This is a genomic window from Salipiger sp. ABF4_146 (assembly GCF_056161345.1).
The window spans coordinates 193,463-214,996 of record NZ_JBSWYX010000011.1 but is presented as its reverse complement, the minus strand read 5'-3'; the positions used below and the strand labels follow the sequence as shown (position 1 = coordinate 214,996).

The 21,534-nt window shown below is 66.4% G+C and carries 16 protein-coding genes; 12 read left to right on the top strand and 4 right to left on the bottom strand.

Annotated features, from left to right (window positions below; genetic code table 11):
- Nucleotides 1-76: 76 nt before the first annotated feature.
- Nucleotides 77-1,321 (bottom strand): ABC transporter substrate-binding protein, encoded by a 1,245-nt coding sequence (locus ACXAJT_RS17270; protein ID WP_475237243.1) that lies wholly within the window; start codon nt 1,319-1,321, stop codon nt 77-79.
- A gap of 216 nt (nt 1,322-1,537) precedes the next feature.
- Here ACXAJT_RS17270 and ACXAJT_RS17265 point away from each other — a divergent pair, with 216 nt between their 5' ends.
- From ACXAJT_RS17265 to ACXAJT_RS17245, 5 genes are all read left to right on the top strand, one after another.
- Nucleotides 1,538-2,269 carry a response regulator transcription factor gene (locus tag ACXAJT_RS17265; protein ID WP_475237241.1) on the top strand — a complete coding sequence of 244 codons (732 nt, stop codon included), beginning with the start codon at nt 1,538-1,540 and terminating at the stop codon, nt 2,267-2,269.
- Complete coding sequence (locus ACXAJT_RS17260) at nt 2,266-3,708, top strand: sensor histidine kinase (RefSeq protein ID WP_475237239.1); 1,443 nt, start codon at nt 2,266-2,268, stop codon at nt 3,706-3,708. The genes ACXAJT_RS17265 and ACXAJT_RS17260 overlap by 4 nt, the downstream gene beginning before the upstream one ends.
- Before the next feature lie 236 nt (nt 3,709-3,944).
- A complete protein-coding gene (locus tag ACXAJT_RS17255) occupies nt 3,945-5,846 on the top strand; it encodes a 3-dehydroquinate synthase (protein ID WP_475237237.1) in 1,902 nt (633 codons plus the stop codon).
- Nucleotides 5,846-7,036: a metabolite traffic protein EboE gene (gene eboE / locus ACXAJT_RS17250; protein WP_475237235.1), complete on the top strand. Its 1,191-nt coding sequence runs from the start codon at nt 5,846-5,848 to the stop codon at nt 7,034-7,036. The genes ACXAJT_RS17255 and eboE overlap by 1 nt, the downstream gene beginning before the upstream one ends.
- Nucleotides 7,033-7,890, top strand: coding sequence for a UbiA family prenyltransferase (locus tag ACXAJT_RS17245; protein WP_475237234.1), 858 nt, complete (start codon nt 7,033-7,035; stop codon nt 7,888-7,890). Before eboE ends, ACXAJT_RS17245 begins: the two co-directional genes overlap by 4 nt.
- Here the strand turns inward: ACXAJT_RS17245 and ACXAJT_RS17240 are convergent.
- Nucleotides 7,887-9,272, bottom strand: coding sequence for an alkaline phosphatase family protein (locus ACXAJT_RS17240; RefSeq protein WP_475237232.1), 1,386 nt, complete (start codon nt 9,270-9,272; stop codon nt 7,887-7,889). The two genes, ACXAJT_RS17245 and ACXAJT_RS17240, sit on opposite strands and share 4 nt — an antisense overlap.
- Nucleotides 9,273-9,381: 109 nt before the next feature.
- On the opposite strand from ACXAJT_RS17240, the gene ACXAJT_RS17235 reads away from it, so the two are divergent.
- The 7 genes from ACXAJT_RS17235 to ACXAJT_RS17205 all read left to right on the top strand — a co-directional run bounded on the left by ACXAJT_RS17235 (nt 9,382) and on the right by ACXAJT_RS17205 (nt 17,756).
- Nucleotides 9,382-10,125, top strand: coding sequence for an EboA domain-containing protein (locus ACXAJT_RS17235; RefSeq protein WP_475237230.1), 744 nt, complete (start codon nt 9,382-9,384; stop codon nt 10,123-10,125).
- Nucleotides 10,122-11,045 (top strand): TatD family hydrolase, encoded by a 924-nt coding sequence (locus ACXAJT_RS17230; protein ID WP_224901428.1) that lies wholly within the window; start codon nt 10,122-10,124, stop codon nt 11,043-11,045. The genes ACXAJT_RS17235 and ACXAJT_RS17230 overlap by 4 nt, the downstream gene beginning before the upstream one ends.
- Nucleotides 11,046-11,196: 151 nt before the next feature.
- The gene (locus tag ACXAJT_RS17225) at nt 11,197-11,541 is read left to right on the top strand and encodes a hypothetical protein (RefSeq protein ID WP_475237227.1); all 345 of its coding nucleotides are present in this window, start codon (nt 11,197-11,199) and stop codon (nt 11,539-11,541) included.
- Nucleotides 11,538-13,781, top strand: coding sequence for an outer membrane protein assembly factor BamB family protein (locus ACXAJT_RS17220; protein ID WP_475237224.1), 2,244 nt, complete (start codon nt 11,538-11,540; stop codon nt 13,779-13,781). Before ACXAJT_RS17225 ends, ACXAJT_RS17220 begins: the two co-directional genes overlap by 4 nt.
- Before the next feature lie 261 nt (nt 13,782-14,042).
- Nucleotides 14,043-15,107: a patatin-like phospholipase family protein gene (locus tag ACXAJT_RS17215; RefSeq protein WP_475237223.1), complete on the top strand. Its 1,065-nt coding sequence runs from the start codon at nt 14,043-14,045 to the stop codon at nt 15,105-15,107.
- Nucleotides 15,108-15,272: 165 nt separating this feature from the next.
- Nucleotides 15,273-16,829, top strand: coding sequence for a phospholipase D-like domain-containing protein (locus ACXAJT_RS17210; protein WP_475237221.1), 1,557 nt, complete (start codon nt 15,273-15,275; stop codon nt 16,827-16,829).
- Nucleotides 16,830-16,922: 93 nt separating this feature from the next.
- Nucleotides 16,923-17,756 carry a 3-oxoadipate:acetyl-CoA acetyltransferase gene (locus tag ACXAJT_RS17205; protein WP_475237219.1) on the top strand — a complete coding sequence of 278 codons (834 nt, stop codon included), beginning with the start codon at nt 16,923-16,925 and terminating at the stop codon, nt 17,754-17,756.
- 10 nt (nt 17,757-17,766) lie between these two features.
- Here ACXAJT_RS17205 and ACXAJT_RS17200 read toward each other — a convergent pair whose 3' ends face one another.
- Together ACXAJT_RS17200 and ACXAJT_RS17195 are read right to left on the bottom strand one after the other, a co-directional pair.
- A complete protein-coding gene (locus tag ACXAJT_RS17200; protein WP_475237218.1) occupies nt 17,767-19,443 on the bottom strand; it encodes a BCCT family transporter in 1,677 nt (558 codons plus the stop codon).
- A 266-nt stretch (nt 19,444-19,709) separates the two neighbouring features.
- Nucleotides 19,710-21,173 carry an aldehyde dehydrogenase family protein gene (locus tag ACXAJT_RS17195; RefSeq protein ID WP_475237216.1) on the bottom strand — a complete coding sequence of 488 codons (1,464 nt, stop codon included), beginning with the start codon at nt 21,171-21,173 and terminating at the stop codon, nt 19,710-19,712.
- Nucleotides 21,174-21,534: the final 361 nt, after the last annotated feature.

The following is a 21,534-nucleotide window of genomic DNA, read 5'->3' as shown; positions in this document are numbered from 1 at the left end:
TTACGGGCCCGCCCCGGATCGGAGACGGGCCCGCGTTTATTGGGTCAGAGACGTTAAGCCCTATGACCGGGGACGGTTACATGGAGTTCGCGACGGCGTCGGCGAGCATCTGAACCGCGTCCTCGGAGCTCATGTCCGAGTTGAAGTGCGCCGTCACGACGTCGGTGATCGCGCCGGACTGCGCGCCGCGCAGGGCCATGCCGTGCGCGTAGGACGGCAGCAGCGCGCCGTTGCCTGCCGCGGCGTTCATGTCCTCGGAGGACTTCACTGCGCATTCGTCGAACTCCTCGAGCGACACGTCGGTGCGCACCGGGATCGAGCCTTTGTTGAGGTTGAACACCTTCTGGAAGTTCGGCCCGACGATCAGCTCTGCCAGCAGGTCCTGACCGGCTTTCTTGTCGTCACCGTCCACTTCGAACATGGCAAAGCTGTCGACGTTGTAGAGGAAGCCGTCACCCGGCGTGGAGGCGCAGAGGAAGTCTTCGCCCGGCACCTTGCCAGCGGCAAGGAATTCGCCCTTGGCCCAGTCGCCCATGATCTGGAACGCGGCTTCGCCGTTCATCACCATGGCGGTGGCGAGGTTCCAGTCGCGGCCCGAGAAGTTGTCATCGACGTAGCCGCGCAGGGTGCGCATCTGGTCAAACACCTCGATCATCGTGTCCGAGGTCAGCGCGTCCTGATCAAGATCGACCAGCGCCTGCTGGAAGAACTCCGGCCCGCCAAGGCCCAGCACAACGGTCTCGAACACGGTCGCGTCCTGCCAGGACTGGCCGCCGTGCGCCAGCGGGATCACCCCCGCCGCCTGCAGCTTCTCGGCCGCGGCGTTGAACTCTTCCCAGGTGGTCGGCATCTCGATGCCGTTGTCTTCCAGAACCGACTTGTTGGCCCAGATCCAGTCGACGCGGTGCACGTTGACCGGCGCCGCGCACCAGCTGCCTTCGCACTTCATGTGCTCGGCGATCTGGCCCGGCAGCACGTCAGACCAGCCCTGCTCTTCGGCGACCGACGAGATGTCGGCCAGCACGCCTTCTTCGTACCATTCCTGGATCGCCGGGCCTTTCAGCTGCACGGCGGTGGGCGCGTTGCCCGACAGCACGCGGGCGCGCAGCGCGGTCATTGCCGCGTCGCCGCCGCCACCCGCGACCGGCATGTCGGTCCATGTACCGCCCTGATCCGAGAATTCCTGCTGCAGCACGGCCACGGCCTTGGCCTCGCCACCGGCGGTCCACCAGTGCAGAACTTCGGCCTGCGGCTCGGCATAGGCTGCGCCCGCAACGGACATGGCAGCGGCAGAGATTGCCGCCTTAGCGGTGAATTTCATTTGGTAGTCCTCCCGTACGTCTTGCCCCTCCCCGGGGCAGGTGTGGCATAAATCCTGCGCCGCTGGCCCCCCGCTTCGCAAGAGTGTAGACCGGGTGCCGGAACGCTGGTGGCGCTAAAATAGCGGCGATCTGTTACAGCCTGTTACAGGCGGACAGAAATCGCTGCGCTGCGGCGAAAAATCCGGTGTGTCCGGACACTTGTGACGGAGGGTCAAGTGAGCATCTTCAGACTGCTGGTCGTCGACGACGATTCCGAGATGCGCATGATGATGACCCAATTCCTGCAAAAGCAGGGCTTCGTCGCGCTTGGTGCACAGTCGATGGCCGAGATCACCACCGCGATGGACGCGGGCCGCATCGATCTGATCTTGCTCGACGTGATGCTCGGCGACGAAAGCGGCATCGAGATCTGCGCCCGGCTGCGGCGCGAACAGGACGTGCCGATCATCATGGTCTCGGCGCTGTCGGCGGATCACCAGCGCATGGCGGGCTACGAGGTTGGCGCCGACGATTACATCGCCAAACCGTTCAATCCCGATCTGCTGGTCGCCCGCGTGCGCGCCGTACTGGCCCGGGCCCGGCGCTCGGCCTCGCTGGTGCATCGGCGGCGCACCCGGACCTTTCGCTTCGCCGGCTGGCGCTACGACGCCAAGCGCGACGAGGTGACCTCGCCCGAGGGGTTTCAGGTGCCGCTGTCGCGGCGCGAGACGATGCTGCTGCAGGCGCTGCTGGCCAATCCCTTCATCCCGCTCACCCGCGACGAGATCGCCGCCGCGCTCGACGTCACCGGCGACGGCGCCGAAGAGTCTCAGGGCCGGGCGATCGACGTGCTGGTCGGGCGGCTGCGCTCGAAGATCGAGAAGACGCCGAAAGACCCGCAGATGCTGCGCACCGAGCGCGGCGTCGGCTATGTCTTTGCGGTCGATGTGACCACGGAAGACACGTGAGCCGCCGCAGCCCTTCCCTGCGCGTCTCTGGCATGGTCCTGATGATCGGCGCGGCGCTGGCGGGGATGGTCATCACCGGCATGTGGAGCCTGTCGCAGACCCGCTGGACCAGTCACCTCGACCATGCCGAACGCGCCGGGATCCTGCTCTACCACACGCTGACGCGCGGCACCGGCGCGCCCGAAGACGTCCGCGTCACGCCGCTGGCAGAGATTGACGCGAATGCCGCAGCGGCGGGCAATTTCTCTCTGATCTCGGGCCTGCCAAAGCCGCGCTACGTGACCCTTGCACCGATCCTGCCCGACGGCACCGGCGGCGAGGGCATCGAACTGGCAGTGGTCTCAGACGGGCTGCAGTACCGCGTCGCCGATCTGCCCTCGCGTCCCGGCCAGCGTCCCGACGAGACGTTGGGCCAACTCACCCGGCTGATGGCGCGCTATTGCTCGCACCCGCAGATCATCGCGCGGTCTGGCGACAGCGGCTGGCAACGTATCGAGGCACCGGAGGTCTGGGGCTGCGACGCCGCGCCGCGCGATCTGCGGCTGCCCGCCATCGCTCTGGCGCTGATCACCCTTGGCGTGTTCTTCACCCGCGTTACCGGCACCGCCGCGCAATTCTCGGAGTTTGCGCAGGCGCTTGCCACGCGCCGACGGCTCGGCGGGCCGGAGAGCTACGAGACCGAGGGGCCGGCAGAACTGCGTGCCATCGTCGACGCGGTGAACGCCTATCTCGAAGACGAGCGCGAGCAACTGGCGAAACGCGCGGTGGTGCTGTCGGGGGTGAGCCACGACCTTGGCACACCCGCCACCCGCCTGCGGCTGCGCAGCGCGCTGATCGAGGATGACGAGTTGCGCGGCAAATTCGAGGCCGACATCGACAAAATGACCGCCATCATCGAAAGCGCGCTGACCTATACCCGCGCCGAGCTGAGCGTCGAGGATCCGCGCGAGCTGTCGCTATCGGCCTTGGTCGAGGCGCTGGTGGATGATTATCAGGACATGGGCCGCCCGGTCAGCCTCGCGCGGGTCGAGCCGATGGTGCTGCGCGGCGGGCGCTCGCTGTTCTCGGCCCGGCGCGGCGCGCAGGTGGTCGAGGGCGCGCATCGCATCCTCGTCACCGCCCGCCCGGTGTCGATCCAGCGCGCCATTTCCAATCTCGTCGACAACGCGCTGAAATACGGGCGCCGCGCCGAACTGCACCTCGAAGCCACCGCCGATACCGCGACTATCATTGTCGAGGACGAAAGCGGCTTGCGGTCGACCGAGCAGATCGAGGCACTCATGGCGCCCTTTCGCCGCGGCGCCAACGCCAGCTCTAGCGATGGCACGGGCTTGGGGCTGAGCATCGTGTCGACCATCGCCATGCTGCACGGCGGCACTTTGCGGTTCGAAACCGCCCCGCGCGGCCTGCGGGCGGTGCTGACCATCCAGCGCGGCTGAGCCACCAATAAAGGCAGCGGCGCAGCACAGATGCCCATTCGCGCAGCCCAAGCGGCGATATTTCTGGCCTGATGCCCAAGTCTTGCCTAACCTGACCTTGCGGAATCAGCGGATTATTGCCCGCCCGCGCCGGGGGTTTTCTCTCCGAAACTGAAGATAAGTTATTGAAGACATTTTCTTTATGGCTGCCCGCAGCATGTCGGGCAACCTTGTGAGGTTTAGAAAGGATATTTTACATGTCAATTTCCCTCAGCCTGCGCCGGCTGGTGATCCTTGGGATTCCGGCGCTCGCGATCGCCCTTTCGTTCCTGCTTTTCGAGGGAAAAACCGAACAGATCGTGCTGGGCATGATGTCCGGCGCGCAAAGCCTCACAGGTCTGTCGGCGCTGATCGTCGGCGCGCTGGCGCTGGACGTTGCGCTGCCGATCCCGTCGAGCGTTGTGAATGTGACCGCGGGCACCGTTCTGGGCGTCGCGGCGGGCACCCTCACCTGCTGGCTGGGCATGACCCTGAGCTGCCTGCTGGGCTATTGGATCGGCGCCACCGGCGGCACCAGCGCGCTGCGCCGCCTGCTTGGCGCCGAAGAACTGGCGCGTTCGACCCGCATGTCCAACCGCTTCGCCTTTGGCTCGCTGCTGCTGCTGCGCGCCGTGCCCCTTCTGGCCGAGACCTCGACCATCGCCGCCGGGATCGCCCGCCTGCCGCTGCGCCGTTTCATCGCCGTGGTGGCGCTGGCCAATCTCGGCATCGCCGCCGCCTATGCCACGCTGGGCGCCATGGCGGTCGAGGCCGACTCCTTCCTGCTGGCCTTCTGCGCGGCGCTCGCGCTGCCTGTTGCCGGGTTTGGCGGACGTTTCCTCTATGCCCGCATGCGGCCGGAAAACCAGCCCATGACCGGCACGCCGGCGATGGCCGAGCCCGACGCAGCACCCGAGAGCCTGCACCCGGCCCTGCGTCCTTCGGCACCGCCGCAGGGCACATCGGTGGTGCAACGCTTCAGCGTCGACTACAGCTACCGGGTGGTGTTCACGCGCGGCCTGTTTGCACCGGGCAACGACACGCTGAAGACCGTCTTCCGCGACGCCGCCGATGACCGGGCGCAGCGCTGCCTCGTCTTCGTCGACGCCGAGATGCTGCGCCAGCGCCCCGCTCTGGCCGATGAGATCACCGCCTGTTTTGCCGGCCTCGGCGCCGACGCGCAGCTGGCCACCGACCCGATCCCGGTGACCGGCGGCGAAGACATCAAGGCGGGGTTCGAGACGGTCTTCGAGATCTACCGCCTGATCCTGCAGCACCGCATCGACCGGCATTGCTACGTCATGGCCATCGGCGGCGGCGCGGTGCTTGACGCGGTGGGCATGGCGACGGCCACAGCGCACCGCGGCATCCGCCACATCCGCGTGCCAACCACCGTACTGTCGCAGAACGACAGCGGCGTCGGGGTGAAGAACGCCGTGAACTTCGAAGGCTCGAAGAATTTCGCCGGCAGCTTCGCGCCACCGTGGGCCGTGCTCAACGATTTCGACATGCTCGACACCCTGCCGCCGGCCACCCGCCGCGCCGGCATCTCCGAGGCGGTGAAGGTCGCGCTGATCCGCGATCCGGTCTTTTTCCATTGGCTTGAGGAAAACGCCGAGGCCTTGCGCCGCTTCGAACCCGCCGCCGAGGAATACATGATCCGGCGCTCGGCCGAACTGCACATGCATCAGATCGCACATGGCGGCGATCCGTTCGAGCGCGGCTCGGCCCGGCCCCTGGATTTCGGTCACTGGTCGGCGCACAAGCTTGAGGGGCTCAGCCATTACGCCGTCAGCCATGGCGATGCCGTTGCCATGGGGATCGCGCTCGACACCCGCTACTCGGTGCTTGCGGGGCTTCTGCCCGAGGGCAGCGAAGACCGCGTGCTGGCGCTGCTGAAGGCGCTTGGCCTGCCGGTCTGGCACCCGGATCTGGCGCGACGAGACCGGCTTGGCAATTTGGAAATCCTCAACGGGCTCGAAGAGTTTCGCGAGCATCTGGGCGGCGAGTTGACCGTAACGCTGCTTCTGGATCTCGGCACCGGCGTCGAACTTCACGAGATGAAAGCCGAACTGGTGGCCGAAGCGCTTGGCTGGCTGTCGGATCAGGGGCAGGCGTGATGCAACTCGGCAACGGGCTGGGCAGCCTGACGTATTGCCTCAACATCCATCCCACGGAAACCTGGGACGAATGTTCCGCCGCACTTAGCGGTCCGCTGCTGGCGGTGAAGGAAGCACTGAGCCCAGATGCCCCCTTCGCCGTCGGTCTGCGGCTGTCGGCCAACGCGCTGGCAGGGCTCGACAAAGGCGGTCGCCGAGCCGCGCTGCGCGAGTTCCTGGCAGAGCATGATCTGGTCCCGCTGACGATGAACGGCTTTCCCTACGGCCCTTTCCACGGCACGCGGGTCAAAGAGCAGGTCTATCAACCCGACTGGCGCACCGAAGAGCGGCTGGCCTATACCAACCGGCTGACCGAACTGATGGCCGAACTGGCCGAGCCGGGGGCCAACGTCAGCCTCAGCACCGTGCCGGGCACCTTTCGCACGCTGGCCACCGGCGCCGAGGCCGAGATGGCCGAGCACTACCTGCGTGCCGCCGCCCATTGCCTTGCGGTGCGCGAGCACACCGGGGTTGCCGTGGCGCTGGCGATCGAGCCCGAGCCCTTCTGCTTTCTCGAAACCATCGCCGGCAGCATTGAGTACTTCGAGACCCACCTTTATTCCGCCGCGGCCGTCGCGCGCTTTTCCGAATTGACCGGGCTGGCGGGGGACGAGGCCGAGGAGGCGCTGCGCCGCCATCTGGGTCTGTGCTACGACGTCTGCCACGCGGCGGTGGAGTATGAGGACGCCGCAGATAGCCTCGATGCGCTGAAACGCGCCGGCATCCCGATCCACAAGCTGCAGCTCAGCTCGGCGCTGCGCGCCGCCAAGGTCACGCCCGAGGTGCGCGCGGCGCTCGCCCCCTACTCCGAACCGACGTATCTGCATCAGGTCATGGCTCGGCGCGACGGCGGCCCGATCACCGCTTACCCTGACCTGCCGGAAGCGCTGGCGCGCGGGGCGCAGGCCGATGGCGAGGAATGGCGCATCCATTTCCACGTGCCGGTGTTCCTGTCGTCTCTGGGCCTTTTCGACAGCACGCAGGCTTTTCTGAAGGAGATCCTCGATCTGCACCGCGCCGACCCGATCTCGCCCCACCTCGAGGTCGAGACCTACACATGGGACGTGCTGCCGCCCGAGCTCCGGACCTCTAGCGTCGACACCGCCATCACGCGCGAGCTGCGCTGGGTGCTGGAAAGGCTGGGCCAATGATCCGAACCGCGCTGGAACTGGGCCGCGTGTCGAACCTGCCGACGGTCTGGACAAACGCCATGGCCGGGACCCTGCTGGCACTCTCGGTCGCGCCGGGCACGGCAGTCTGGCCAATTGTGCTGAGCGCGCTGGCCCTGACGCTGTTCTACGTGGGCGGCATGTGGCTCAACGATGCCTTCGACGCCGAGCACGACCGAACGCAAAAGGCCGACCGTCCGATCCCCCGCGGCGACATCCGGCAGGGCGACGTCTTTGTCGGCGGCTTCGTCATGCTGGGCACGGGCATTCTGCTGACCCTGCCGCTGGGAGGCTGGGCGCTGATCTCGGCGGTGCTGCTGAGCATCAGCATCTTCCTCTATGACTGGCTGCACAAACGCACCGCGCTGGCGCCGGTGATCATGGGCGTGACCCGGTTCTTTTGCTACGCGCTGGCCGCCTTCGGTGCCACCGGCACCTTCCCCGGTGTGGCGATCTGGGCGGCGCTGGGGCTGATGGCCTATGTTGTGGGTCTCACCTACGCCGCAAAGCAAGAAGCCTATGACCGGCTGGAGCGGGCGTGGCCGCTGGCGGTGCTGGCCTTCCCCGGCCTGCTGGTGCTGATTTTCAGCTGGGGCAGCGCGCTGGCTCTGCTGATCGCGCTGGGGTTCTTCGCCGCCACCGGGCTGGCGCTGCGCTACCTGTTTCGCCGGGCGAAGGGCGACGTGCCGAAGGCCGTCACCCTGCTGATCGCCTCGATCTCGCTTTACGACGCTGCGCTGATCGCCGGGGCCCACGGAGGGTGGATCCCGGCGCTGCTGGCGGTGGCCGGCTTTGGCCTCACCCGCGCGCTGCAGCGGGTCATCGCGGGGACCTAGCCAAACACATGCGACAGCGTCAGCGCCTTGAAATCCACCGCCCGCACTGGCCCTTCCGGCAGCAGCCCCGCCTCCGAGGAGATCACCAGCGGGCCATCCTGCGGATCATCGGTAAGCCGCCCGTGGCTGCCGTTCACCAGATCGGTGCGCGAGGGCGAGATCACGTCCAGAAGCTGCCGGAACCCCATCTTGCGCTTGGCCAGTTTCCAGCCCGCCGCCAGCTTGGGAAAGCGCAGCGCGGGGTCGAGGAACAACTCCACCGGATCGTAGCCGGGCTTGCGGTGGATATCGACCGTGGGGGCGAAATCCGGTGCCTTGTCGTCGTCGAGCCAGTAGTAGTAGCTGAACCAACGGTCGGGCTTGGAGACCGCCACAAGCTCACCCGAGCGCGGATGGTCGAGCCCGTTCGCGCGCTTGCCGTCTGCGTCCCAGACCGCCTCCACCCCGTCCAGCCCCTCGACCAGCGCCTTCACCTCGGCCAGCCGCGCCGCGTCGTTGACATAGATATGCGCGAGTTGGTGATCCGACAGGGCAAAGGCCGCCGAGGCGCCCGCGTCGAGAATCTCGCGCCCATGCTCTTCGGGGCGCACAGCGACCAGCCCGGCCTCGCGCAGCGCGCGGTTGATGTGAATGGCGTCCCTGACCGGGGTGATGCCGTATTCCGAAACCACCAGCACCCGGCGCCCCTCGGCCTCCGCCGCGGCGACCAGCTTACCGACCAGCGCGTCGATGTCGCGCAGCGACTGCTGCACCTGCGGGTGCTCCAGATCGGGGCCGAATTTCTGCAAATCGTAATCCAGATGCGGCAGGTAGGTCAGGGTCAGCGTCGGCTGCCGCGTTTCCATCACATGCAGCGTCGCCTCGGTGATCCACGCCGAAGAGGTGATATCCGCCGTCGGCCCCCAGAAGGTGAACAGCGGGAAGCGTCCCAGCTTTGCGTCGAGTTCGTCATGCAGTTCCGGCGGATAGGCGTAGTGGTCCGGGATCTTGCGCCCGTCGGCGGGATACATCGGGCGCGGCGTCGCCGAGTAATCGGCGGTCGAGTACATATTGTACCACCAAAACATCTTGGCGCAGGTGAAGGACGCGTCGCGCGCTTTGCCCGCATCCCAGATTTTCTCCCCCTCGATCAGCGAGTTGGGCTGGCGCCACAGCAGCACCTCCTTGAGATCGCGGAACAGCCAGCCGTTGGCCACGGCACCGTGGCCCGAGGGCGGCAGCCCGGTGGCGAGCGTCGCCTGCACGGTGCAGGTGACCGCCGGTGTGACCGTCTCCAGCGGGCGCAATCCGCCACGGTCGGCAAGGGCTGCAAGATGGGGGGTATGAGCTCCGACAAGCTTGGGTGTCAGGCCGACGACAAGAATAACGAGAGTCGGTTTCATGCGGTGAACCAAAATCCATACGACAAAGACAAGAAGAATATGCGCGGAACTATGACGCGCGCCCTGCCTCTCAGTCCAGTGTTTCCTTGATTATTCGGGAGAGAGTTTGATGACCGACCCAAAAGACCTTTTACGTGGATGGATAAGTACGCGCGCCGGGGACGAAGGGCCTTGGCTGGAAGACCAGCTCGCGCGGCTGGCCGCGCCAGACGCGACCGAACGCGATCTGCATATGTTCCTCGGCTTCGCCCCGCGGCGGCTCGGCAAGGCCGATCTCGCGCTGTCGCCGGACGAGCTGACGCAGGCGGATGCCGCGCGCCCCGGCTGGGATCCCTCGGGCTGGAGCGTCGACGGCGCGGCGCGGGTGCTGGGGCTGCTGACCTACAACGGCACCCGTCCCTTCGCCGAAACCTTCAAGGACCTGCGCCGCACCTCGGATGCTGCCGAGATGATCGCGCTCTACCGCGGTCTGCCACTCTACCCCGCGCCCGAGAGCCTGCATTTCGAGGTCGGCGAGGGGCTGCGCTCGAACCTCAAGCCGGTGTTCGAGGCGATCGCCCACAACAACCCCTACCCGCGCGACCATTTCGACGAGCACCGCTGGAACCACATGGTCCTGAAGGCGCTGTTCATCGGCGCCGAACTGGCCCCGATCACCGGGCTGTCGGCCCGCGCCAACCCCGAACTGGCGCGCATCCTCGTGCAATACGCCCGCGAACGTTGGGCCGCCGGGCGGCCCGTCATGCCCGAGCTTTGGCCGCTCGTGGCGCCCTTTGCAGAAATCCCTGAAATCCGTGCCGAGCTCGACCGGGCCCGCGCCGAAGGCCGTACATTTGAGGAACTCGTATCATGATGTTGATTGACCCCCACGCCCATATGATCTCGCGCACCACCGACGACTATCAGGCCATGGCCGCGGCCGGTGTCGTGGCGCTCATCGAGCCCGCCTTCTGGGTCGGCCAGCCGCGTACTTTCGTGGGCACCTACGTCGACTACCTGTCGACTATCGTCGGCTGGGAGCGCTTCCGCGCCGGGCAGTTCGGCATCCGCCATTACTGCACCATCGGGCTCAACTCGAAGGAGGCCAACAACGAGGAACTTGCCGAGGGCGTCATGGAATGGCTGCCGCGCTTTGCGCTGAAGGAAGGCGTCGTGGCGATCGGCGAGATCGGCTACGACGAGCAGACCGAGCTGGAGGACAAATATTTCCGCCTGCAGCTGTCGCTCGCCAAGGAGCTGGGTCTGCCGGTGATGGTGCACACGCCGCACCGTGACAAGAAGCAGGGCACCACTCGTTCGATGGACGTCTGTGAAGAGATGGGCCTCGATCCGTCGATGGTGATCATCGACCACAACAACGAGGAAACCGTCGGCGAGGTGCTGCAGCGCGGCTATTGGGCGGGCTTTTCGATCTACCCCTCGACCAAGATGGGCAACGCGCGGATGGTCGAACTGCTCAAGCAATACGGGTCCGAACGCATCATCGTCGACAGCGCCTGCGACTGGGGCATTTCCGATTGTCTGGGCGTCGCCAAGACCGCGCAGCTGGCGCTGCAGAGCGGCGTGCCGGAAAGCACTGTGCGCGCCGTGTGTTACGGCAATGCGCTGGCGGCCTATGGCCAGAGCGGCCAGATGAAGGAAAGCGACTGGCTCGAGCCTCCGGCAATCGATCAGCGCACGCTCTACGAGGGCAATTCGATCCTGCGCGGCGGCCGCGAGCCGGTGATCGAAGAGCCGGGCGCACAGCGCCGCGCCGGGCTGACCATCGAGTAAACCATCGCTGCGCCCGCCACGCCGCGGGCGCAGCTCTCACAAATTACACACGAAAATTTGCCCGGCCGCTCGCGCGCACTACTCCTTGTTGTGACGCGGTCGCGAGCTTCCCGCAGCGCGGCCCGCCGCGAAACTGAACGGGAACATTCTCATGCCCTATCGAACCGGCCTGACCGTTATTATGGTCTCGGCGCTGGTCGCTATCGGATGCGGCCTATACGCCTATTTCGCCCCTCTCACCGGTGTCACCGGTGTCTGGGGACCCCTTGCCGCCGCCTTTGGCGCGCTCTGCCTGCTGATCGGCGGTGCGCTGATGGTCAAGGCGCGCAGCCGCGCCGCGCGGGTCATCCTGATGCTGCTGCTTGCCATTGGCATCGTGCTGACCGCGTTTGCCGCCCTGCTGATGCACCAATGGGTGATGCTCGCCGCGCTCGGCGTCTGCGCCCTCGGCTGGATCGCCGCGCTCTCCGGCCCTGAAGAAGGAGCCTACGCATGACCCATCTGCTCCGCAGCACCGCCCTACTAGCCCTGCTCGCCGCGCCTGCTTTGGCCCAGCAGGAAGACACGCCGACGCCTCCGGCGGAACCCGAAAGCGCGGCCCCGGAAACTGACGCGCCCGAGACCCCGCCGCCCGGCGCCACGGCCAGCGACGACGGCGAGGCCGGCAGTACCGAAGAGGCCCCTGCCCGCGATGCCGTGAGCCCCGAGGCCGAGGAGACGCAGACCGCGCCCGCCGAAACCGACGCAGCGGAGCCCGACACCGCCGAAGACGCGCTCGCAGACGACACGGCAGACGACACGTCGCAGGACGACAGCGTGCCCAAGCCAAACGCCGAGACGGCGGTGGTCGAAACCCCCGCGCCGCGCCCCTCGTCGGATGCCAAAGTGCCAACCCCCGGCCCCGACTGGCCCAGCTTCCACGGTCAGGTGTCTGGCGCGAAATACTCGCCGCTGACCCAGATCACCCCCGATAACGTCGGGGACATGGAACTGGCCTGGCGTCTGGAAACCGGCGACGTTTCGGATGGATCCGGCGATCTGCCCGCCACCGTTTGGTCCGCGACGCCGATCTACGCCAACGGCTTGCTCTACATCGGCACGCCGTTCTACCGCGTGCTCGCCGTCGACCCCGCCACCGGCGAGGAAGTCTGGTCATACGACACCCAATCCACGCTCGAGGCGCTCACCCAGCCGGCGCTGAAGAACCGCGGCGTCGCCTACTGGGAGGCCGACGCGCCCGTCGAGGGCGAGGCCTGCCAAAAGATCGTCTACCTCGGCACAATGGACGCGCGCCTCTTCGCGATGGACGCCGACACCGGCGAACTGTGCGCCGATTTCGCCGATGAGGGCATTCTCGACGTCAACCAGTGGAACACGATCAACGACCGCTGGCCGCTGTCGCTGCTGCAGCCGCCGACCATCGTCGGCGATCACGTGGTCATCGGCTGGGCCGGCAACGATTGGGACTGGGCCAAGGCGCCGCCGGGCTCGGTGTTCTCGGTGGATGCGCAATCGGGGGAACTGGAATGGACCTTCGACACGATCCCTGAGGAGATCCGCGAGAAGACCGGCACCGCCAACGTCTGGACCGCGATGAGCGCCGACGAGGAACGCGGCATCGTCTACCTGCCCGTCGCCTCGCCCTCGCCCAACTACTGGGGCGGCAACCGCACCGAGGACATTCCCTATGCCACCTCGACCACCGCGCTCGACGTCGACACCGGCGAGGTGATCTGGTCGCGGCAATGGGTGCACCACGACATCTGGGACTACGACATCAACTCCGCCCCGACGCTGATGGACATCACGGTGAACGGCGAGGAGATCCCGGCGCTGATGCAGGCCACCAAGATGGGCTTTCTGTTCGTGGTCAACCGCGAGACCGGCGAAGACATCTGGCCGATCGAAGAGCGCCCCGTCCCCGCGGGGACAATCGAGGGCGAGCGCTATCCGCCGACCCAGCCCTTCCCGACGACCCCCGCGCCGCTGATCGACCAATCGGTGCTGCCAGACGTCTGGAAGCTGGCCGACATCGCCTCTTTCGGTGAATGCTCCAAGCTGTGGGACGAGATGGTCTATGACGGCATGTACACCGCGCCGACAACCGAAGGCGCCGGCGCTGGGGCCTACCCGAACTCCGCGGGGGTCGTGCAATGGGGCGGCGTCGGCTTCGATCCCGAAAGCCAGATTGCGGTGATCAACCTCAGCCACGTGGTGCAGCACATCAAGCTCTGGTCGCGCGAGGATTACGAGGCCGAAAATGGCGAAGCCGGGGTCGGCGAAAGCGGCTTCCACCCGCAGACCGGTGCCCCCTACGGCATGTCGCTGCAGACCGCGATGAACCGTTGGGGCATGCCCTGCTGGGAGCCTCCGTTCGGCGAGTTGATGGCGATCGACATGACCACCGGTGAGCCGATCTGGCGCAAGCCCTTCGGCATGTCGCAGCGCTACGGGTTCTACATGCCCGAGGCGTGGGGCTCGCCGACCATCGGCGGCCCGGCGATCACCGCCGGCGGGCTGATCTTCATCGGCGCCACGATGGACGGCATGGTCCGCGCCTATGATCTGCAAAGCGGCGAAGAGCTGTGGAGCGATCTGACCGAGGCGCCCTCGGTTTCGAACCCGGCGATCTACGAGCACGACGGCGCGCAGTACGTCGCCTTCGTCTCGGGCGGCAACTCGATCCTGAAGCCCTCGGTGGGCGACATGGTCTCGGTCTACCGCCTGCCGCAGTAAGCCCAAAAGCGATCTGCCCGCCCGGACCCATCGGTTCGGGCGGGCGTAGCGCGGTCGATGCCCGCTGCATCGACGGGCTCGACATCTTCACGCTGACCGTCCGTCGCTATGACGGGCGCCGCCACATCCCGCCGGGTTCCGGGCGGTGACGGCTCGGCGCAACATCGCCGAACAGTCCCACGCCGGACTGGAAACGCCTCCCGTCAGGCGCTATGCTGCAGTGCAGAATTTCTCCTCAAACGGGAGGCTTTTTGCAGTTTCATGACCAAGTCTAATGACAAGATCACCCTCGACGTGGCGCTGCAGGGCGGCGGCGCGCACGGGGCTTTTACATGGGGCGTGCTGGACGCGCTCCTGGAGGACGGGCGGCTGGACATCGGCGCGCTGTCCGGCGCCAGCGCCGGGGCGATGAACGCCATCGTCGTCGCCTCTGGCCTGGCCACCGGCGGCGCCGAGGGCGGTCGGACGGCGCTGCGCAACTTCTGGACCGCGGTCAATGCCGCCGCGCGCGAAACAACCCCTGCCTTTCACATGATCGAGAGTTTTCCCGGCCTTTTCATCGCCTCCTCGGCGTGGTGGCAACTGATCAGCGCCGGGCAGATAACCATCTCGGCACGGCCATGGCAGGGGCGGCGGGCGCAGATGCTGCTGCGCGAAATTCTTGCCGAGCAGGTGGATTTCGAGGCGCTGAAAGACCCCGGCGCGCCAGAGCTCTTCATCTCGGCCACCGATGCGCGCACCGGCGGCAGCCGCACCTTCCGCAACCACGAGATGAGCCCCGATGTGGCCATCGCCTCGGCCTGCCTGCCGATGAGCTTTCCGCCGGTCAACATCGATGGCGTCGACTATTGGGATGGCGGCTACAGCGCCAACCCGCCGATCACCTCGCTGGTGCGCTTCACGCCGCACGCCGATCTGCTGCTGGTCACCATCAACCCGGCCAACCGTGCCTTTACCGCCCGCGCCCCCGAAGAGATCACCGAGCGGGTCAGCGAGATGGTGTTCAACCAAAGCCTCGTCACTGAACTGCGCGGCCTGTCGATCATCACCGAGGCGCTTGCCGGTCAGGACCTGAGCGGGGCGCCGGACCTGCTGCAGCACCTGCGCGACCTGCGCATCCACGAGATTCACGACCAAGCCTCGATGTCGGAACTCGACCCGCACTCAAAGCTGTACCCGGCGTGGGAGATGCTGATCGATCTGCATGAAACAGGGCGCGGTGCCGCGCTGAACTGGCTGGCGGAGAATTATCAGCACGTTGGCAAGCGCAGCAGCGCCAAGCTCAAGGAACGTTACCTCGACGGCATGCTGCAAGACAGAAGCTAAGCGCATCCGCCGAAGGTATTTCTCGACGCGGGCGGGCGGTTTCGGCTAGGCTGAACGAAAGCGACGACAAATCCCCGTCACGGAAGGGAAATCTTGGGTCCGCTCCGAATTTGGCGGGCACGGCACTTCCCGGATGGACGGCCCTGAATTCTGTAGGTGCGTCCCATGCGGTTTTTGCAAGGTCTTCTGGTTTTCGTCCTGTTGCTGGTGTGTTTCGTTTTCGGCATGAAGCTGGCGTTCCCCCTGCCCGACCGCAACTACGCCGAGAGACAGCAAGGCTTCGCGCCCGACTGGGACGGACCGCTGGGCCTGACCGTTGCCGCCGCGCTGGACAGGCACGGCGGGCAGAACGGTGTGCGAGCGCTGGCCGACGGCCGCGATGCCTTTGCCGCACGGGTGCTGATGGCGCGGCTGGCGCAGACCAGCATCGACGCGCAGTATTACATCTGGCAGGACGACACGACCGGGATGATCCTGCTCGACGAGTTGCGCGCCGCCGCCGAACGAGGGGTCCGGGTGCGGCTCTTGGTCGACGACAATGGCATCCCCGGCCTTGATGCGATGATGGCCGAGCTTGACGCCATGCCCACCGCCGACGTGCGCATCTTCAACCCGTTCACCCTGCGCTCTCCGAAGCTTGCCTCCTACCTTTTCGACTTCAACCGGCTGAACCGCCGGATGCACAACAAGTCGATGACCGTGGACGGCGTGGCCACGGTGGTCGGCGGGCGCAACATCGGCGACATCTACTTCGGCTACGGCGAGGGCACGCATTATTTCGACGTCGACGCGCTGGCGCTCGGCCCGGTGGTCAGCGACGTCTCGGACGCGTTCGACCGCTATTGGAACAGCGCCTCTGCCTATGACGCCGATCTGATCCTCGATCCGCTGCCCGAAACCGCCGCCGCGCCCGATGCCATCGCGGCGGCTGGCGAGGCGGCGCGCAGCACTTCGCTGGGCACGGGGTATATGAAGGTGATCGCCGAGGGCCAGCTGGTGCGCGCCCTGCGCGCCGGTACCCTCGATCTGGAATGGGGCGAGGCAGAGCTTATCGTCGACGACCCGGCCAAGGGGCTTGGCGGCGTGACACCCGAGCAAAAGATCGTCGAGCGCCTCTATGATCTGGTCGAAGGCGCAGAGCAGTCGGTCGATCTTGTCTCAGCTTATTTCATCCCCGGCGATCGCGGCACCGCGGCGCTGACCGCGCTTGCCGAGCGCGGCGTGCGGGTGCGTATCCTGACCAACGCGCTGGAGGCGACCGACGTGATGCCGGTGAACGCCGCCTACATGCGCTATCGCCCTGCCCTGCTGGAAAGCGGCGTCACCCTCTATGAGCTGCGCGCGATGCGCGAGGAACTCGTGAAGCGCTCGCTGCCCGAAGTGCTGTCGGGCTCGGCGTCGGGCTTGCACGCAAAGGTCTTCGGCATCGACGGCACGCGCGCCTTCATCGGCTCGTTCAACCTCGACCCGCGTTCGGCGCAAATCAACACAGAGATGGGGCTGCTGATCGAAAGCCCCACCATCGCCGCCACGCTTTCGGAACAGCTCGACAATCCCAGCTACGCCTATCACGTGACGCTGGACGACAGCGGCGCGCTGCAATGGCTGTCCGACCCCGCCGATGAGCCGGCCGAGACCTATCACAGCGAACCCAATACCGGCCCTTTCAAGCGCGTTCTGGTGAAAGTGGTCAGCTGGCTGCCGGTGGAATGGATGCTCTGAGCTTCGCTGCCGGTTGCGGCGCGGGCAGGGTTGCGACATCCTCAAGCACATTCCCGCGCCCCGGGCGCGGCCCTGACGACACGGAGCCCCGCCATGACCCAGCCCTGCATCATCTGCGTTGCCATCACCGGCTCGCTGCCCACAAAAGACGACAATCCAGCCGTGCCGATCACCGTGGCCGAGCAGGTCGAGTCCACGCAAGAGGCCTTTGAGGCCGGGGCCACCATCGCCCATTGCCACGTGCGCGACGACGACGGCAAACCGACCTCCGACCCTGACCGCTTCGCTGCTCTGAAGGAGGGGATCGAGAAACACTGCCCCGGCATGATCGTGCAGCTGTCCACCGGCGGCCGGTCGGGCGCGGGCGAGGCACGCGGCGGCATGCTGCCGCTGAAGCCCGACATGGCCTCGCTGTCGGTGGGGTCGAACAACTTCCCCACCCGGGTTTACGAAAACCCGCCGCAACTGGTGGAATGGCTGGCCGCCGAGATGAAGACCTATGGCGTGAAGCCCGAGATCGAAGCCTTCGACCTGTCACACATCTACCAAGCCAAGGCGATGGCCGACCGCGGCGAGCTGGTGGGCACGCCCTATGTGCAGTTCGTCATGGGGGTGAAAAACGCCATGCCCGCAGTGAAGCGGGTGTTTGACTACTACGTCGAGACTGTGAAGGTGCTGTTCGGCGAGGACGCGCCGTGGTGCGCCGCCGGGATCGGGCGGCACCAGCTGGAGCTGAACGAATGGGCCGCCGCCGCGGGCGGTCACCTGCGCACCGGGCTCGAGGACAACATCCGCCTCGACAAGAAGACGCTGGCGCCATCCAACGCCGCGTTGGTGGCACGGGCCGCAGAGGTGGCGCAGCGGCACGGGCGCAGCATCGCCACGCCCGCCGAGGCGCGCGCGCTGCTGGGGCTGCGCGCGGCCTGATCGCCAGCCCTTACTCGGCCGGGCTGCCTTCGGGGCGCAGCCCGCCCGACGTGCTTTCTTCGCTCACCGGACCGTGGCCGAACTCGGCCAGATCGGGGCGCGTGCCGATGTTGATGTGCTCGATGTCCTCGGCGGCGAAGCCTCGGATGATCGAGGGAATCATCATGCTCACCAGCACGAAGATCGGCAGCCCGACAACGGTGATCACCTGCTGCAGCGCCGTGAGACCCGCCTCACCCGCCAGCACGATCAGCATGGCGGCGACGACGCCCTCGGCGGCCCCCCAGAACACCCGCTGATGGGTCGGGCCGGGCGTGGCCGTGCCGGTGCACAGCATATCCACCACCAGCGAGGCGGAGTCCGACGAGGTGGCGAAGAAGATCGCCACGATGATCACCGCCAAGCCCTGAACGAAGGTGGTGAACGGGAAGTGTTCAAAGAAGGCAAACATCGCCAGCGGCACGCTGTCGGCCACCGCGCGGCTGATCTCGCCGGCGCTCTCGCCCATCGCCGCGCGCGCAGCCAGACCAAGCCCGTCGAAATCCATCGCCTGCCAGCCGAAAATGGCGAACCAGATTAGCGTGAAAAGCGACGGCGCCAGCAACACGCCGAAGACGAACTCGCGCACGGTCCGCCCGCGCGAGATACGCGCCACGAAAAGCCCGATGAACGGCGACCATGTCACGGTCCACGCCCAGTAAAACACGGTCCAAGAGCCCTGCCAGCCCCAGCCGTCCGTCTCGGGGTTTTCATTGGCCAGCATGTCGTTCCAGAAGGCCAAGCGCGGCAGGTTCGAGAAATAAAGGCCGAAGGTCTCGACGATGCCGCGCAGCAAAAACAGCGTCGAGCCGCAGACCAGCACAAAGATCATCAGCCCGACGGCCATGCCGATGTTGAGGTTCGAGAGCATCTTCACGCCCTTGTCGAGCCCGGCGACGATCGAACCCACGGCAACCAGCGTCAGCACCGCAAGGATCATCACCTTCACGAAGGCGCCATCACCAGTCCCGAACAGCGCATCAAGCCCCGCCGCGATCTGGCTCGAGCCCAGCCCCAGCGACACCGCCACGCCGAACAGCGTGCCAAGGATCGAAGCGATGTCGATAGCCTTGCCGATGGGGCCATGGATGCCCTCGCCCAAGAGCGGATAGAACACCGAGCTGACGCGCACGGGCAGGTCGTAGCGGTTGATGAAATAGGCAAAGGCCAGCCCAGGTAGGGTGAAAATCGTCCAGGTGTGCAGGCCGAGGTGATAAATCGCGATGGAGATGGCGTCCTTGGCCGCCTCATCGGTGTAGGGGTCGACCCCCGGCAGCGGTGGGTTCGAAAAGTGGCTGATCGGCTCCGCCACACCCCAGAACATCAGCACCGTGCCGATGCCACCGGCAAACAGCATGGTGAACCACGACAGGTTGGAATACACCGGTCGCTCCCCCTTGCGGCCCAGCCGGATATGACCGTGGCGCGACATCGCCGCCCAGATCAGAAATCCCAGCCATATGTTCACCCCGAGGACAAAGAACCATCCTAGGTTGGTGACGATCCAGCTGCGGCCCACGGCAAAAGCGTCGCCAATCGGCTCTGGGAAGATCACGAGGGCCAGCACGAAAACGATCGTGAAGGCCGCGGAAATGAAGAAAATCGTCGGATCGGTTCGAAGGCCGAGGCGGCGTGCAAGCTGTTCCAAGGATCAAATCCATATGTGGGGCAAATCTTCGGCCCAACGACCTGTCCCCCACCCTGGTTCCACACAATCTACGCGGGAAGTGCATTTTCTTTCGCACCTCATTTTTCACAGCGCGACTGTCAGCCGCAACGCGTGGCCGCGCATGACCCAACTCGCACGGCAGAGCCGTCCGCCACCGGGTGCGTCGTCGCAGACCTCCCAGAGCCGGCGCGCAAGGGCGCGGCCCGCCGGACCGCCCCCTGCGGGACGGCCCGACCACGCCCGGCTCAGAGGTCGATCAAAACCGACTTGGTCCGGCGGTTGGCCAGATACGCCTCTCGGCCCAGATCCTTGCCCAGCCCCGACGCCTTCCACCCCCCGGTCGGCAGGATGTGATCGCGGGTGCGGCCATAGCGGTTGACCCAGACCGTGCCTGCCTCGAGATCGCGTGTGAGGCGCATGGCGCGCGACAGATCGCGGGTAAAGAGGCCCGCCGCCAGCCCGTAGGTCGGGTGGCTGGCAAGCGCCATCGCCTGCTCTTCGGTCTCGAAGGTCTGGAACGTGGCGACCGGGCCGAAGATCTCCTCGCGCACGGCGGGGCTGGTCTCGTCGACGCCGCCGATCAGCGTCGGGCGGTAGAAAGCGCCCTCGTGATCGAAGCGCCCGCCACCGCAGATCAGCTCGGCGCCCTCGTCCTGCGCCGCCCGCACGATGCTGTCGATCCGCGCCAGCTGCTTTTCGGAAATGATCGGCGAGAACCCGGCCTCGGCGCGATGGGTCTCCGACGGCGTGATCTTGGCAAAGCGTTCCGCCAGCTTGGCGGCCAGTTCATCGGCGACGCTGGCCTCGACGATCATCCGCGAGCCCGCCACGCAGAACTGCCCGGCATTTGGGATGATGCCCGTGGTCAGCGCGTCTGCAGTGACATCGAGATCGGCATCGGCAAACACCACCATCGGGCTCTTGCCGCCCAGCTCCAGCGTCATCGGCTTGATGCCGCAGCGGGCGATGTTTTCCATGATCGCGGCGCCGGCGCGGGTGGAGCCGGTGAACGACACTTTGTCGATACCCGGATGACCGGTGATCGCGGCACCGGTGGTCGGCCCGTCGCCCAGAACGATGTTGATAAGGCCCGCCGGAATACCCGCCTTCACCGACAGTTCGGCAAGGTAGAGCGTGGTATAGGGTGTCATCTCCGAGGGCTTAAGCACCACCGCATTGCCCGCCGCCAGCGCCGGTCCCAGCTTCCACGCGGCCATGGAGATCGGAAAGTTCCACGGGGTGATCGCGCCGATGACGCCATAAGGGTGATCCGAGATAAAGCCGAACTGCGCGTCAGAGGTGGGCACCAGCGTGCCAGCTTCCTTGTCAGCGAACTCGGCGAAGAAGCGGATCTGCTCGGCGGTCACCATCACGTCGCCCGCCAGCGCCCCGGCATAGGGGCGCGAGGAGCAGACCGCCTCGAGCATCGCCAGTGTCTCGGCCTCTTGCTCGATCAGATCGGCCCACGCATGCAGGGCGCGCAGCCGCGCGCGCGGCTGCAGCCCGGCCCAGCCCGACTCGCGCAGTGCGTTGCGCGCACTCATCACCGCGCGGTCAACCAAAGCCGCATCGGCACAGGGGATCGCCCCAAGCCGCTGCCCGGTGGAGGGCGAGACCAGATCGATCGCGTCTTCGCCGGGCACATATTCGCCCCCAATGAAATGCCGGTTCGGGAGCGGCAGCCGGGCGGGATCGAAAGCGAACGTCATGGGATACCTCATTCAAGTCTTGGAGCCAGCCGGCGACGGCGGGCAAAGCACACTGCCGTCTGCCCGGAACGGGCCACAGCGCGTGCTACAACCGCCGGGCACGGGCAATAGATTGTGCGGTAGTCTTACCGAGCGGATTTTTGGCTGGCCAGAGCCGCTGGGAAAAGCGCAAGGGTACGTGCGCCGGACAGAAGCCCCGTGCCGGTTTTCAGGGCGGAGGTTCGGATGGCCCCGCCCAGACCCGAGCGCAGCGCGCCGCTTGCGAGACGGCGCGAGCATTGGTGTCTGATGACAGCCGTTTGGCTCGCGCCGCTTTACTTAAACTCCATCGGTCACTCGTGCGCCGCACACAGAGGGGCGA